14 protein-coding genes are annotated in these 14,238 nt (G+C 71.6%); 11 read left to right on the top strand and 3 right to left on the bottom strand.

Annotation, left to right across the window (positions count from 1 at the left end):
* Positions 1-58 precede the first annotated feature (58 nt).
* Positions 59-883 carry a helix-turn-helix domain-containing protein gene (locus tag ACP4E5_RS20605; RefSeq protein WP_425830788.1) on the bottom strand — a complete coding sequence of 275 codons (825 nt, stop codon included), beginning with the start codon at positions 881-883 and terminating at the stop codon, positions 59-61.
* Between the two features lie 49 nt (positions 884-932).
* Here ACP4E5_RS20605 and ACP4E5_RS20600 point away from each other — a divergent pair, with 49 nt between their 5' ends.
* Entirely contained in the window at positions 933-1,373 is a 441-nt protein-coding gene (locus ACP4E5_RS20600) for a DUF2000 family protein (RefSeq protein ID WP_425830786.1), read from the top strand.
* A gap of 97 nt (positions 1,374-1,470) precedes the next feature.
* Here ACP4E5_RS20600 and ACP4E5_RS20595 read toward each other — a convergent pair whose 3' ends face one another.
* A complete protein-coding gene (locus tag ACP4E5_RS20595; RefSeq protein WP_425830784.1) occupies positions 1,471-2,349 on the bottom strand; it encodes a MurR/RpiR family transcriptional regulator in 879 nt (292 codons plus the stop codon).
* Between the two features lie 127 nt (positions 2,350-2,476).
* Between ACP4E5_RS20595 and ACP4E5_RS20590 the strand changes: the two genes are divergently transcribed.
* Genes ACP4E5_RS20590 through ACP4E5_RS20565 form a run of 6 tightly spaced genes read left to right on the top strand, consistent with a single transcriptional unit; the run spans position 2,477 to position 8,913 of the window.
* The gene (locus ACP4E5_RS20590) at positions 2,477-3,640 is read left to right on the top strand and encodes a C45 family autoproteolytic acyltransferase/hydrolase (protein ID WP_425830782.1); all 1,164 of its coding nucleotides are present in this window, start codon (positions 2,477-2,479) and stop codon (positions 3,638-3,640) included.
* A complete protein-coding gene (locus ACP4E5_RS20585; protein ID WP_425830780.1) occupies positions 3,637-5,289 on the top strand; it encodes an ABC transporter substrate-binding protein in 1,653 nt (550 codons plus the stop codon). Before ACP4E5_RS20590 ends, ACP4E5_RS20585 begins: the two co-directional genes overlap by 4 nt.
* Before the next feature lie 3 nt (positions 5,290-5,292).
* Positions 5,293-6,264 carry an ABC transporter permease gene (locus ACP4E5_RS20580; protein WP_425830778.1) on the top strand — a complete coding sequence of 324 codons (972 nt, stop codon included), beginning with the start codon at positions 5,293-5,295 and terminating at the stop codon, positions 6,262-6,264.
* Positions 6,261-7,103, top strand: a complete 843-nt coding sequence (locus tag ACP4E5_RS20575) for an ABC transporter permease (RefSeq protein ID WP_425830776.1) — start codon at positions 6,261-6,263, stop codon at positions 7,101-7,103. The genes ACP4E5_RS20580 and ACP4E5_RS20575 overlap by 4 nt, the downstream gene beginning before the upstream one ends.
* Before the next feature lie 5 nt (positions 7,104-7,108).
* A complete protein-coding gene (locus ACP4E5_RS20570) occupies positions 7,109-8,104 on the top strand; it encodes an ABC transporter ATP-binding protein (protein WP_425841500.1) in 996 nt (331 codons plus the stop codon).
* Positions 8,101-8,913 (top strand): ABC transporter ATP-binding protein, encoded by an 813-nt coding sequence (locus ACP4E5_RS20565; RefSeq protein ID WP_425830774.1) that lies wholly within the window; start codon positions 8,101-8,103, stop codon positions 8,911-8,913. The genes ACP4E5_RS20570 and ACP4E5_RS20565 overlap by 4 nt, the downstream gene beginning before the upstream one ends.
* A gap of 111 nt (positions 8,914-9,024) precedes the next feature.
* Here ACP4E5_RS20565 and ACP4E5_RS20560 read toward each other — a convergent pair whose 3' ends face one another.
* A complete protein-coding gene (locus ACP4E5_RS20560; protein WP_003998944.1) occupies positions 9,025-9,228 on the bottom strand; it encodes a cold-shock protein in 204 nt (67 codons plus the stop codon).
* A gap of 312 nt (positions 9,229-9,540) precedes the next feature.
* Here ACP4E5_RS20560 and ACP4E5_RS20555 point away from each other — a divergent pair, with 312 nt between their 5' ends.
* From ACP4E5_RS20555 to mqnC, 4 genes are all read left to right on the top strand, one after another.
* Positions 9,541-10,392: a menaquinone biosynthetic enzyme MqnA/MqnD family protein gene (locus ACP4E5_RS20555; RefSeq protein ID WP_425841498.1), complete on the top strand. Its 852-nt coding sequence runs from the start codon at positions 9,541-9,543 to the stop codon at positions 10,390-10,392.
* Between the two features lie 240 nt (positions 10,393-10,632).
* Positions 10,633-12,270, top strand: coding sequence for a serine/threonine-protein kinase (locus ACP4E5_RS20550; RefSeq protein ID WP_425830771.1), 1,638 nt, complete (start codon positions 10,633-10,635; stop codon positions 12,268-12,270).
* A 7-nt stretch (positions 12,271-12,277) separates the two neighbouring features.
* Positions 12,278-12,955 carry a prepilin peptidase gene (locus ACP4E5_RS20545; protein WP_425830769.1) on the top strand — a complete coding sequence of 226 codons (678 nt, stop codon included), beginning with the start codon at positions 12,278-12,280 and terminating at the stop codon, positions 12,953-12,955.
* 78 nt (positions 12,956-13,033) lie between these two features.
* A complete protein-coding gene (mqnC, locus tag ACP4E5_RS20540; protein WP_425830767.1) occupies positions 13,034-14,233 on the top strand; it encodes a cyclic dehypoxanthinyl futalosine synthase in 1,200 nt (399 codons plus the stop codon).
* Positions 14,234-14,238: the final 5 nt, after the last annotated feature.

Below are 14,238 nucleotides of genomic sequence, written 5' to 3'. Positions count from 1 at the left end.
CGCGGGGTCCGGGGCGGAGCCCCGCGACGTCAACCACGCCTCGGCGCAACACCACCGCTCACGCCGAACGCCCCCGCGCATACCGCCCGGGCGGCACCCCCACCACCCGCCGAAAACACCGCGTCAAATGCGACTGGTCATAGAACCCGCAGGCCTCCGCCACCTCGGCGGGGGCCTGCCCGCCGAGCAGCAGCCTCCGCGCCCGATCCACCCGCCGCGACATCAGGTACTGATGCGGAGCGATCCCGTACGCGGCCCCGAACGACCGCACCAGATGCGCCGGATGGGCATGCACGAGCCCCGCGGCCTCCCGCAGATCGACCCCCTCGGCGACCCGCGCGTCGAGCAGCTCCCGCAGCGCGACCGCGACCCGGCGATCGGGCGCGGGCCCCCGAGAACCCCGGCCGTCGACGAGCGCCGGCCGCAACCGCTCACGGAGCCGCTCGCCGACGAAGGTGAGCCGCGCCTCGGCCTCCAGCTCGTCGCCCGGCCGGGCGAGCGCGGCGTGCAGCTGCCCGATCCGCCGCCGCAGCAGCGGATCCACCAGGTCGGGCTGGTCCACGGCGGCCCCGATGAACGAGGCGTCGAGCGGCCCGTCGTCCGCCGCGTCCAGGTACAGGACCCGCTTGCGGAACCCGTCGGGCGTGGCGGCCTGCCCGTTGTGCGGAACGTGCGGCGGCAGCAGCGAGACGGTGCCGAGCGGCGTGCCGTGCTCGTGCCGCTCCAGGTCGTAGCGGACCGCGCCCTCGTCGACGATGAGCAGCGTCCAGGTGTCGTGCACGTGCATCGGGTAGGCGTGCCGCGTGAAGTGGGCGTGGAAGACCTCCGTGACGCCCGGCACCCGGGGCCGCCACGCGGTGATCTGTTCACTGCCGGTGGGCATGCAAAAAACGTACAAGACCAGCCGTCCGGGCGACCGGCAGTCTCAACCCATGAGCACCGAGACCACCGCCCCCGCCCCCGTCCGCTTCGACACCAAGATCGCCGTGCTGCTCCGCGACGACCTGGAGACCTGGCAGCGCCTGAACGTCACGGCGTTCCTGGTCAGCGGCCTCGGCCCGGAGGTGCCCGAGGTGATCGGCGAGCCGTACGAGGACGCGGACGGCACCCCGTACCTGCCGATGTTCCGCCAGCCGGTGCTGGTCTTCGAAGGCGGCAAGGACCTCCTGAAGACCGCCCACGAACGCGCCCTGCGCCGCGCGCTGCCCCGCGCCGTCTTCACGTCCGACCTCTTCGCCACCGGCAACGACACCGACAACCGGGCGGCCGTACGAGCCGTCGCCGCCATCGAACTGGACCTGGTCGGCCTCGCGGTCTACGGCCCGCGCAACGCGGTGGACAAGGTACTGAAGGGGGCCCGGATGCACCCGTGAGGCATGTTGCGGCAGCCCGCGCGACTGCGACCCGTACCTGCCCGGCACCACGGAACACGTAGCCGGTCGCCGGGTAGGGCTCACTTCATTCTGGGGCTCACTTCTTCCTTGGGCCCAGCAACTGCTCGCGCAACACCGTGAGTTGGTGGGACGTCTCCACGGCGAGCCCGCCCTCCAGCGTCGTCATCGCCAGGAGCAGCGCGTCCGCCACCACCAGCGCCGTCAGCGCCTCCGTGGTGATCCCCGTGGGCGTGTGCGGGGCCGTGAGCACCGCGTCGACCCGGCCCCCGTACCGCTCGGCCAGTTCGTCCGTCACCAGGACGACCCGGGCGCCGACCGCCCGCGCCCGGTCGATCAGTACCGTCAACTCGGGGAGGTCGCGGCCCGGTTGGAAGATGACGACCGCGTCGCCCTGGCGCAGCCGCAGCAGATGGTCCGCGAGGGCGAACCCCGTGGCCCCGGTGTACTGGGCCCGGCGCCCGACCCTGCCGAGCGCCAACGCCAGGTGCCGTGCGGCGAGCTCGGAGGCCGCGACCCCGTAGCAGTGGATCTCGCCCGCCTCCGCCAGGATCCCCACCGCCGCCTTCAGGGCCTCGCCCGGCGTCAGCCGCCGGGCGTGCTCGATGCGCTCGGCGGCCTCGTCGAACACCTCGCCCCAGATGGCGTCCAGGTCGCGGCCGACATGGTCGATGCGCTGCTTGAGCCGCACCTCGGGGGCGACCGCGGACGTGAGGTCCGAGGCCAACTCCCGCTTGAGCGCGGGCAGTCCCGCGTACCCGAGCCGTTGCAGTGTCCGTACCACGCTCGCGTTGCTGGTGCCGCTCGCCGTCCCCAGCTCCTGCGCGGATGCGAACAGGAGGGCCTCGGCGGGGGCGCTCACCAGGTACTGGGCCACGGCCCGCTCGGACGCGGACAGCTCGTCCCAGCGCTCGCGCACGGCGCCCCGCAGCCGGGCCGCCCCCTCGGTAATTTCCATTACAGCTCTTGACTCTCGTGTGACGACCGTTACTCTCCTGGGCAACACGTTCCAAGTGGAGAGCATCTCGTAATCGACGTTACAGCACGGTTTCGGGAGACGGACCCTCTCCGTGGCGAGGAGAACCATGGCATCCCGGACCCTCCCGGCCATCGACATCAGCGGCGCCCCCCTGGACCGCGGCCGCCAGTACGGCGAGGCCGTGCGTCCCCAACTGCACGCCGCCATCGGCTACTACGAGCAGGCCTTCGGCCAGTCCGCCGGGCTGACCTGGGACCGGGTCACCGCCCGCGCGGCCCGCTGGCTGGAGCCGGTGCGCGACTACGCCCCCGAACTCCTCGACGAGATGCGGGGGATCGCCGACGGGGCGGGCGTCGACGTCCTGGACGTCCTCGCGCTGAACGCCCGCGGCGAGGTCATCTACGACCGGTCGTTCAAGGACATGCGGGCCCCCCAGGAGTCTGAGGGTCCTGAGGAGCCCGCCGAGGGCTGCACCTCCTTCGCCGCCTTCGGCGAGGCCAGCGGCGACGGTCACGTGTGGGCGGGCCAGAACTGGGACTGGCGGGCCGGCGTCGCCGACACCGTCGTCATGATCCGGATCGAGCAGCCGCCCAAGCCCACCGTGATCATGCAGGTGGAGGCGGGTCAGATCGGCCGCCAGGGCGCCAACTCCGCCGGGATCGCCCTCAACGCCAACGGCCTCGGCGGCCGCTTCGACGACGCGATCGGCCTCCCGCAGACGGTCGTCCGGCGCAGCGTCCTCGACACCCACACCGTCACCGACGCCCTCGACGTGCTGTGCCGCACCCGCGCCCACATCGCCAGCAACGCCCTGCTGACCTGCCGCGAGGGCTTCGCCGTCGACCTGGAGACGACGCCCGCCGGCATCGGCTGGCTGTACCCGACGGACGGCCTGCTCGTGCACGGCAACCACTACCAGGCGGGCGTCCCCGCGGCCCTCGCCGTCGGCTATCGGCCGATGTCCTCCGACTCCCTGGTCCGCGTCCCCCGCGCCGAACAGGGCCTCGCCGCACTGCGCCACTCCGCGGGCCCCGACGAGTCCCGCAAGCTGATCAAGGACGCGATGTCGGACCACCTGGGCCTGCCCGAGTCCCTGTGCACCCACCCCGACGCCCGCGATCCGGAGGTCAAGCACTGGATGACGCTCGTCTCGTCCTGCGTGGACCTGACCAGCGGCGACTACCACGTCACCGCCGGCACTCCCTGCGACCGCGACTACCAGCACCTGCCCTGGAACCTCTACGACGGCCCGTACGGAGACGCCCGATGACGCCCATACCCCGAAGAGTGCCCGTCCCGGTCCTGCTCGCCACGGCCACCCTCCTCGCCGCCACCGCCTGCGCGGGCGCCGACCGCCCCGAGGGCGAGGGCGCCGGAACCCCGGCCGCCGACCTCAAGCTGCACGCGACCACTCCGGCCGCCAACGCCCCCGTACAGAAGGCCAATTGGCTCCTGGAGGACGAGCCGGACTCCCTCGACCTGGACTCGCAGGGCAGCAGCGCGGGCCGCGTCGTCCTCACCAACGTCTGCGAGCGCCTCTACCAGCTCCAGCCCGACATGACGACGAAGCCGCAGCTCGCCGAGAAGGCCGAGACGTCCGACGGCGGCCGGAAACTGACCTTCACCGTCCGCGACGACGTCACCTTCCACGACGGCACGAAGCTGACCGCCGACGACCTGCTCTGGTCGCTGAAGCGGCACGCCTCCAAGGACATGGAACAGTCCGACGAGTTCGAGAACGTCACCTCGATGAAGAAGACGGCACCGAACCGCGTCACCGTCGCCTTCAAGACGCCCGACGCCATGTTCCTCAAGGCCATGGCGGGCGACGCGGGCATCGTCTGGAACAAGAAGCAGGTCACCGAGGCGGGCAAGGAGTTCGGCACGCCGGGCCACCCCGACGCCTGCTCCGGACCGTACGAGCTGGGCCGCTGGAAGTCCGGCGACTCGATCACCATCCGCGCCTACGACGGCTACTGGGGCAGGAAGCCCCTCACCCGCGAGGTCGTCTTCCGCTGGGCCTCCGACAGCGCCCTGGTCAACGCGCTCAAGACGGGCGCGGCCGACGGCGCGTACGCCGAGTCCCCGAACACGGCGGCGGCATTGCGCGCCGACAAGGACCTGAAGCAGTACTACGGCCCCTCCACCGCCTCGCTCGCCCTCATCCCCACCGACCGCGGCGGCCTCACCGACCCGAAGATCCGCCGCGCGCTCTCGCTCGCCCTCGACCGCCAGGGCATAGCCGACTCCGGCTACGGCGGCCTGGTGCAGCCCTGGGCGTCGCCGGTCGGCTCGGGCGCCTGGGGCTACGAGAAGGACCGATTCGCGGCGGCGCAGGAGAAGTTGGCGGACCTCGCCCCCGCCTCGCCCACCGCCTCCGACATCGCCCGCGCCAAGAGGCTCGTCAAGGAGGCCGGCGCCCCCACGGAGCCCGTCGTCATCGGCACCGACGCGAGCCAGGGCCGCACCGTCATCGCGAACGCCACCCGCGCCGCCCTCCAGCGCGTCGGCATCCGCGCGGAGATCAAGACCGTGCCGACCGCCCAGTTCGAGGAGTTCTACAGCGACCCGACGGCCCGCGCCGACATCGACGTACTCGCGGGCGACTGGTACATCTCCAAGGCCGACCCGATGGGCTTCTACGACAACGGGCTCTCCGACTCCCCGAACAACTGGGTCGGCTTCAAGAACGCCTCGTACGACCGACAGGTGAAGAAGGCGCTCGGCACCCTCGACGACGCGGCCCGCGCGAAGCTCGCCGTCTCCGTCCAGCACGCCTTCGTCGCGTCGGCGGTGTGGATCCCGGTCGCGCAGGTTCCCACGATCCTCGTCCTGGACAAGAAGCTCACCGGACCGACCGCGTCCCAGTCCTACCTCTACTACCCGTGGGCCGCCCAACTCGGCGCGAGAAAGGGGTAGGTGATGATGAAGAGTCTTCCGTCGCGCGCCGTGGCGCACCTCTCGCGCCGTCTGGCCGGACTGGTCGCGACCCTCGTCGCCGCCTCGTTCGTCATCTTCGCCGCCGTGTACGCGGCGCCCGGCGACCCCGCGGTCTTCCTCGCCGGAGGCCGCGACAAGCTGACGCCCGAGCGGCTCGCGCAGGTCCGCGCGCAGTACCACCTCGACGAACCGCTCGTCGTCCAGTACGGCCGTTGGCTGTGGGACACCGTCCACCTCGACCTCGGCCGCTCCTTCAAATACGGCGACCAGGTGGCGGACCTCATCTCCTCCCGCCTCGCCACCACCCTCGAACTCGTCGCGTACGCGACGGTGTTGTACGTGATCCTCGGCGTCGGCGCCGGGATCCTCGCGGCGGTCCGGCGCTCGACGTGGGTCGACTCGGCGGTGGTCGGCGGCACCACGCTCGCCGCGTCCGTCCCCTCGTTCGTGGCCGCGATCGCCCTGGTCTCGCTGTTCGGCGTGCAGCTCGGATGGTTCCCGGTGACCGGCTCGGGCTCCGGCCTCGCCGGCACCCTGCACCATCTGACGCTGCCCGCCTTCTCCCTCGCCCTCGGCGCGCTCGCCATCATCAGCCGCGTCACCCGGCAGGCCATGGCTGACGCCTCCGCGTCCGACCACGTCGAGGCGGCCCGCGCCTCCGGTGTCCCGGAACGCGAGATCGTCCGCAGGCACGTCCTGCGCAACGCGCTCGGCCCCATCGTCACCATGTGCGGCCTCGTCATGGCGGGCATGCTGGCCGGCACCGTCGTCGTCGAGACGGCGTTCGGCATCAGCGGCATCGGCTCCCTGCTCGTGGGCGCCATCAACACCCACGACTTCCCGGTCGCCCAGGCGGTCCTCCTCCTGATGGTCACGGGATACGTGGTCGTGACCACGCTCGTCGACCTGGTCCACCCCCTCCTCGACCCGAGAGTGAAGGAGGCCCACGCATGACGGCGGCCCTCACCCTGACCCCGGTCGGCACCACACGGCGCCCGCTGGGCGTCACGCTCGCCGGGGCGGTGCTCGCGCTCGTGGTGCTCGCGGCGCTCTCCGCGCCCCTGCTCGCGCCCTACGCTCCCGACGCCATCGACCTCTCCGCCTCCCTCGTCGGCACCGGTGCCGACCACCTCCTCGGCACCGACTCCTCCGGGCAGTACCTGCTCTCCCGGGTGCTCTACGGCGCCCGGTCGAGCCTCGTCGCACCGGTCGCGCTGCTCGCGGTGGCGGCGGCCCTCGGCGTGACGCTCGGGGTGCTCGCCGCCTGGCGCGGAGGCTGGGTCGACACGCTCGTCTCCCGCTTGACGGACGTGATGTACGCCTTCCCGGGCCTGCTGTTCACGGTCCTGATCATCGCGGTGTTCGGCGCGGGCATGACGACCTCGGTCCTCGCGCTCGGCCTCGCCTTCACCCCGACCATCGCCAAGTACACCCGCTCCCTCGCGCTGTCCGAGGCCCGCAAGCCGTACGTCGACGCGTACCGGGTCCAGGGCATGGGCGGCGCCCGGATCTGCGCGCTGCACCTGGTCCCGAACCTGGGCCGGTCGATCCTCGGCTATCTGGTCGTCCTCTTCGGCGAGGCACTGATGTCCCTCGCGACCCTCTCCTACCTGGGCTTCGGCGCCCAACCGCCGTCCTCGGACTGGGGCTTGATGGTCCAGGAGGGCCAGGCCGCGATCGTCCAGGGCGCACTCCTGCCCGCCCTCGTCCCCGGCACGGCCATCGCCCTGGTCGTCGTCTCCTTCAACGTCGTCGGGGTCTGGGCCGCCGACCGCCTCGGAAAGCAGGACTGATGACGATGCTGCTCTCGATCGAGGACCTCACGGTCAAGGTCCCCGGCGCCGCCCGCCCCCTCCTCGACCAGGTCTCCCTGAACGTCGCCGAGGGCGAGGTCGTGGGCCTGGTGGGGGAGTCGGGCTCGGGCAAGTCGACGACGGCGAAGGCGGCGCTCGGCGTGCTGCCGGACGGAGCCACGAGCACGGGAACGGTCCGGGTCGACGGCTCGGACGTCCTGTCCCTGCGCGGAGAGGAGTTGCGGCGGCACAGATCGGACACGGTCGCGATGATCCACCAGGACCCCCGCGCCGCCCTCAACCCGGTCCGCCGCATCGGTGACTTCCTGACGGAACGCGGCGCGACGAAGGACGAGGCACTCGACCTTCTCGCCGCCGTGGGCCTGCCCGACCCCGCCCGGCACCTGCGTCAACGCCCGCACGAACTCTCCGGAGGCATGCTCCAACGCGTCGTCATCGCAGGGGCCTTGGCGTCCCGCCCCAGGCTGCTCCTCGCCGACGAGGCGACCAGCGCGCTCGACGTGACGACCCAGGCGGAGATCCTCACCCAGCTCCGCAAGGCGCGCGAGGCCCGGGGCGCCGGCCTCCTCTTCATCACGCACGACCTGCACCTGGCGGCGGCCTACTGCGACCGCGTCCACGTCATGTACGCGGGCCGTGTGGTCGAACACCGCACGGCGGACGCCCTGTTCACGACCCCGGCCCACCCCTACACCCGCGGCCTCCTCGGCTGCTCCCCGACGCTGGGCGAATCCCGCCCCCTCGCCCCGATCCCGGGCAAACCGCCGTCCCTCTCGGACACGTTCACCGGCTGCCCGTTCGCGGCCCGGTGCGCAGACGCGGAGGACGAGTGCCACACCTGGAAACCCAAGGCCCACGTATCGGAGGGCGCGACGGTGGAGTGCCGCCGCACCGCCGTGGGCGATCTGCCGCCTTGGGCGGCAGGGTGGGCACAGCCCCCGGTGCCGCGCAACGAGAAAGAGGGGGCGAACCCCAAGTGACCACGCAAGCACCACTCCTGGAGGTCACGGACCTCCGCAAGACCTACCCGGTCCCCGGCGGCAGCCACACCGCCGCGGACGCCGTCTCCTTCACCCTCGCCCCCGGCGGATCCCTCGGGATCGTGGGGGAGTCGGGCTCCGGCAAGACGACCGTGGCCCGCATGCTCGTGGGCCTGGTCCGCCCGGACCACGGCACCATCAAGGTCGACGGCACCCCGCGGCCCGCGAAACCCCCGCGCGGAAAGGCCCCCCGCCTGGCCCGCGCCCGCCAGATCCAGATGGTGTTCCAGGACCCCTACGTCTCCCTGGACCCGAGGCTCACCGCCGAGCAGTGCCTGAGTTCCGCCCTGCGTCTGCACGGCCGCGACGAATCCACCGCGGCCGACCTCCTCGACCGCGTGGGCCTCGGCGCACGGGAGGCGAAAGCCCGCCCCCGCCACCTCTCCGGCGGCCAGCGCCAACGTCTCGCCATCGCCCGCGCCCTCGCCGTCGACCCCCGCATCCTGGTCCTCGACGAGGCCGTCGCCGCGCTCGACGTCTCCATCCAGGCGCAGATCCTGCGGCTCCTCGACGAGATCCGCCAGGACACCGCTGTGGCCCTGGTCTTCGTCAGCCACGACCTGGCGGTCGTCCAGCACGTCACGGACGAGGTCCTGGTGATGCGGAGCGGGAACGTCGTCGAGCGGGGGCCCACGCGCCGCGTCCTGAGCGAGCCCACCGATCCGTATACACAGCTGCTGCTGGCGTCGGTGCCGGGGCGGGGCTGGGATCCGGCGGACGCGGTCGCGGCCCGCGCCGCACTCGCGTAGACCGCCGGAGAAAAGGCAGGAGCCCCGCTGCCATAAGGCGCGGGGCTCCTTGGGTACTGCGCTAGGTTCCGGATCAGAACACGGCAACTACCACCGTGTGATCGCGAACGATCAGACGGGGGTGACGTTCTCCGCCTGCGGGCCCTTCGGGCCCTGCGTGACGTCGAAGCTCACGGCCTGGTTCTCCTCGAGGGAGCGGAAGCCGCTTGCGTTGATCGCGGAGTAGTGGACGAAAACGTCCGGGCCGCCGCCTTCCTGGGCGATGAAGCCAAAGCCCTTTTCAGCGTTGAACCACTTCACGGTTCCGGTAGCCATAAGCCCTCCTATGGGCCATAGGGTCGCCCTGCTCCAGAACCTGCAAATGCACTTGCGAACAACTGCAAAAGTCTGAAAACGACGAGAGCCCGCGGTCACATGCTCCGCAGGCTCTGTACTGCAAGGGAAACCAAACTGCAACTTGCGGCGAGCCTAGCACGCAGGCAGCCGAATGCAATAGAGGGCAAGATCACTTCACCCGGAGGTTTGAAGGAGGCCCGAAGGGGGTTGACCCGACGGCGTGCCGGGCCCGGATCCCGCACCGTACCGCATGGGGTTTAGTCTCGCGATGTGGACAATTCTCCCGAGACCCTGAAGGCCGCGCGGCGCACCCGTCCGCGAGTGGGCCACATCCAGTTCCTGAACTGCATGCCTCTGTACTGGGGGCTTGCCAGGACGGGCTCGCTCCTGGACTTCGAGCTGACGAAGGACACGCCGGAGAAGCTGAGCGAGCAACTGGTGAACGGTGACCTCGACATCGGTCCCATCACCCTCGTCGAGTTCCTCAAGGCGGCCGACGACCTCGTCGCGTTCCCGAATCTGGCCGTGGGCTGCGACGGCCCCGTGATGTCCTGCGTGATCGTCTCGCAGGTCCCCCTCGACCAGCTCGACGGCCGGCGCGTGGCCCTCGGGTCCACCTCCCGCACGTCGGTCAGGCTCGCGCAGCTGCTGCTGGCCGAGCGCTTCGGCGTCCAGCCCGACTACTACACGTGCCCGCCCGACCTGGGCCTGATGATGCAGGACGCGGAGGCGGCCGTGCTCATCGGTGACGCGGCGCTGCGGGCCAATCTGCACGACGCCCCGCGGCTCGGCCTCCAGGTGCACGACCTGGGCGCCCTGTGGAAGGAGTGGACGGGGCTCCCGTTCGTCTTCGCGGTGTGGGCGGCGCGCAAGGAGTACGTGGAGCGCGAGCCGGAGATCACCCAGAAGGTGCACGAGGCGTTCCTGGCCTCGCGCGACCTGTCCCTTGAGGAGGTCTCCAAGGTCTCCGAGCAGGCGGCCCGCTGGGAGGTCTTCGGCGAGAAGATCCTCGAGGAGTACTTCACGACGCTCGACTTCCGCTTCGGGCCCGCGCAGCTGGAAGGCGTCACGGAGTTCGCGCGACGGGTCGGCCCCACGACGGGATTTCCCGCCGATGTACGGGTCGAGCTGCTGATGTCATGAATTCCCCCGGAGTGCGCTCATAGGCGGGCGCACTTCGGCGTTCTCCGACGCGGGATTCCGGAACTCCGCACGGGAATTCCGCTTCGGTGGGTGAATTCGGCGTGAATTCACAGTGATCCACCCGGTGCTCCCGATGTGTTCCGAATGTGTTCCGGAGCGTTCGAGAGGCGTGTGCGCGACTGAGGCGCGGGGCTACGCTGCCGGTGCGTGCGTGCGTGCACACGGGGGGAGGTCCGCATCATGCAGCCGCTTCAGACCGGCGAACCCACGGTGGTGGGGCCCTACCGGTTGCTCGGCAGGATCGGGTCGGGCGGCATGGGCCGGGTGTACCTGGGCCGCAGCGCCGGAGGGCGCACCGTCGCCGTGAAGATCGTGCACCCGCACTTCGCGCTCGACGACGAATTCCGGGCGCGCTTCAAGCGTGAGGTACAGGCGGCCCGCCGGGTGGGCGGGGCCTGGACGGCGCCGGTGCTCGACGCGGACCCGGACGCCGAGGTGCCGTGGGTGGCGACGGGCTACGTCGCGGGCCCCTCGCTCACCCAGGCCGTGAGCGCCGGTGCGGGCCTGCCCGAACACTCCGTACGGGTCCTGGGGGCCGGCCTCGCCGAGGCACTCACGGCGGTGCACGGCCTGGGGCTCGTACACCGCGACGTAAAGCCTTCGAACGTGCTGCTGACCCTGGACGGGCCGCGGCTCATCGACTTCGGCATCGCCCGCGCCACCGACGGCACGGCCTCCCTCACCTCGACCGGCGTCTCCATCGGCTCGCCCGGCTACATGTCGCCCGAGCAGATCCTCGGCAAGGGCGTCACCGGCGCCGCGGACGTCTTCTCGCTCGGCGCGGTCCTCGTGTACGCGGCGGTGGGGTCGTCCCCCTTCCCCGGGGACTCGTCGGCAGCGCTGCTCTACAAGGTCGTCCACGAGGAGCCCGAACTGGGCTCGCTGGCCGGTGAATTGCGGGACGTCGCGGCGGTCTGCCTCGCGAAGGACCCGGCCGCGCGCCCCGCCCCCGAGGAGGTCGCCCGGCGCCTCGCCCCGCAGGGCGCGGCGGGCCTCGTGCAGGCGGGGTGGCTGCCGGGGCCGCTGGTGGAGGAGGTCTCGCGTGGCGCGGTGCGGCTCCTGGACCTGGAGGGTTCCGCCACATCCGACGTACTGGACTCGGGGCTCACGGGCTTCAGCAGCCCCTCGGTGACCGGGAGTTCGGCGCCCGCGGGCGTCTTCGGGCCACCGGATCCGGCGTACGCGGCGGTGCCCCCACCTCGTACGGAGGAGCCACCACCCGCCAGGGAGGACGCGCCGCCCGGCCGGCTCTCGGTGTCCGTGTCGGCGACCTCGATCCGTGACACGCCGAACGGCAAGGGCCGCAGGGTCAGTTGCTCGGTGGCGCTCGCCGTGGCGGGCGCGCTCGCGGCGGTGACGGTCGGCGGGGTGTTCGTGTTCAACATGCTGCCGGGCGGGGGCGGCGGTGACGGCGGCAACGCGAGCGGCTCCCGGCCCTCCGCGTCCTCGACGTCGAAGGCGCCCCCGGTGCCGGACTTCTACGTCGGCACGTGGAAGGGGCCGGTGACACAGGCGGGCCTGGACGGCGGCACGTTCCGCGTCGACCTCAAGCAGGCCGCGCCCGGCAAGCAGGTCGGCAAGGTGACCTCGACCGATCCGCTGGGGGTCCTGAAGTGTGTCGACGTACTGACGCTGACATCCGCCGACGACAAGGTCCTGGTGGCGGCGGGCAAGGCCGCGCCGGGCAATCCGGACCTCTGCGCGAAGGGGCCGCACACCGTGCACCTCACCCGGCACGGCAAGTCCCTGAAATACACGTCCCAGTATCCGGACGCGGGCAATCCCGTGGCGGACCTCGACCGGGTCAAGGGCGGCTGAGCGGCCGGTGCGGAGCGGGGACGTACTGATCGCGGCGTTGTGGGGCGCCGCCTGCGGGCTGCTCCTGCCACGGGCCGCGTACCGCCTCTCCGTGGAACAAGGGGAGCCGTGGCGGGCGGCCCGCGGCTGGCTCGGGGTCCGGCCGGGACCGTCGGCGATCGGCCTCGCCGCCGTCACCGCGCTCGTCTGCGCGCTGCTCGCCGCCGCCACCGGCACCCGGCCCGAGCTCGGCGCCTGGCTGCTGCTCGCGCCGCTCGGCGTGCTCCTGGCCACCGTCGACTTCGCGGTGAAGCGGCTGCCGGACGTGCTCACCCTGCCGCTCGCCGCGCTCACCGTGCTCGCGCTCGGCGGGGCGGCGCTGCTGCCGGAGGCCGGCGGGGAGTGGACCGGCGCGCTGTGGGGCGCGCTCGGCCTCGGCGGCGGCTACCTGCTGCTCCTGCTCGTCTATCCGAAGGGGATGGGCTTCGGGGACGTGAAGCTGGCGGTGGGGCTCGGCGCGGCACTGGGCTGGTACGGGTGGGGTGTGCTGTTCCTCGGGGCGTTCGCGGGCGTGCTGTTCAACGGCCTGTACGCCCTGGTGCTCGTGGCGACGCGGCGGGCCGGGCGCGGCACCGAGATCCCGTTCGGCCCCTTCATGATTCTGGGCGCCCTCGCGGGGGTTCTGCTGGGCGCCCTGGGGGCCTGACGTACGCTGAGATTTCAGCTCAGACTCGGCGAGATTCCAGCTCGGACTCGTCGGAATCCTCCGAAAGGGGCTCGCCCGGTGACCGAGAAGGCCGCGCTTCAGTCCGTCCTCGACCGCGCCGCCGACGGTGGGCGGATCACCCCCGAGGAGGCCGTCGCCCTGTACCGCGACGCCCCGCTGCACGCGCTCGGCGCCGCCGCCGACGCGATCCGCCGCCGTAAGTACGCGGGCATCGAGCACATCGCGACGTACATCATCGAGCGGAACATCAACTACACGAACGTGTGCGTCACGGCGTGCAAGTTCTGCGCCTTCTACGCGGCCCCCAAGGACACCAAGAAGGGCTGGTCGCGCGACCTCGACGACATCCTGCGGCGCTGCGCGGAGACGATCGAGCTCGGCGGCACGCAGATCATGTTCCAGGGCGGCCACCACCCGGACTACGGCGTCGAGTACTACGAGGAGCACTTCGCCGCCATCAAGAAGGCGTACCCGCAGCTCGTCATCCACAGCCTGGGCGCCTCGGAGATCGAGCACATGGCGCGGATCTCCAAGGTGCCGGTCGAGGAGGCGATCCAGCGGATCCACACCGCGGGTCTCGACTCCTTCGCGGGCGCCGGCGCGGAGCTGCTCCCCGAGCGCCCCCGCAAGGCGATCGCCCCGCTCAAGGAGTCCGGCGAGCGCTGGCTGGAGATCATGGAGGCGGCGCACAACCTGGGCGTCGAGTCCACGTCCACGATGCTGATGGGCACCGGCGAGACCAACGCCGAGCGCATCGAGCACCTGCGCATGATCCGCGACGTACAGGACCGCACGGGCGGCTTCCGCGCCTTCATCCCGTACACGTACCAGCCGGAGAACAACCACCTGAAGGGCCGCACGCAGGCGACGCTCTTCGAGTACCTGCGGATGATCGCGATCGCCCGGATCTTCCTGGACAACGTCCGGCACATCCAGGGTTCGTGGCTGACGACGGGCAAGGAGGTCGGCCAGCTGTCCCTGCACTACGGCGCCGACGACCTCGGCTCGATCATGCTGGAGGAGAACGTCGTCTCGTCGGCCGGTGCCAAGCACCGCTCCAACCGCATGGAGATCATCGAGCTGATCCGCAAGGCGGGCCGCGTCCCGGCGCAGCGCGCCACGACCTACGAGCACCTCGTCGTGCACGACGACCCGGCGAACGACCCGGTCGACGACCGCGTCACCTCGCACATCTCGTCGACGGCGATCGACGGCGGGACGGCTCACCCCGAGCTGAAGCTCGTCTCCACCAACTGAGCGCG

It is taken from the genome of Streptomyces fractus (assembly GCF_049844455.1).
Lineage (GTDB): Bacteria > Actinomycetota > Actinomycetes > Streptomycetales > Streptomycetaceae > Streptomyces > Streptomyces fractus.
The sequence above is the reverse complement of the archived record's forward strand: the minus strand, read 5'-3'. Positions and strand labels throughout refer to the sequence as shown.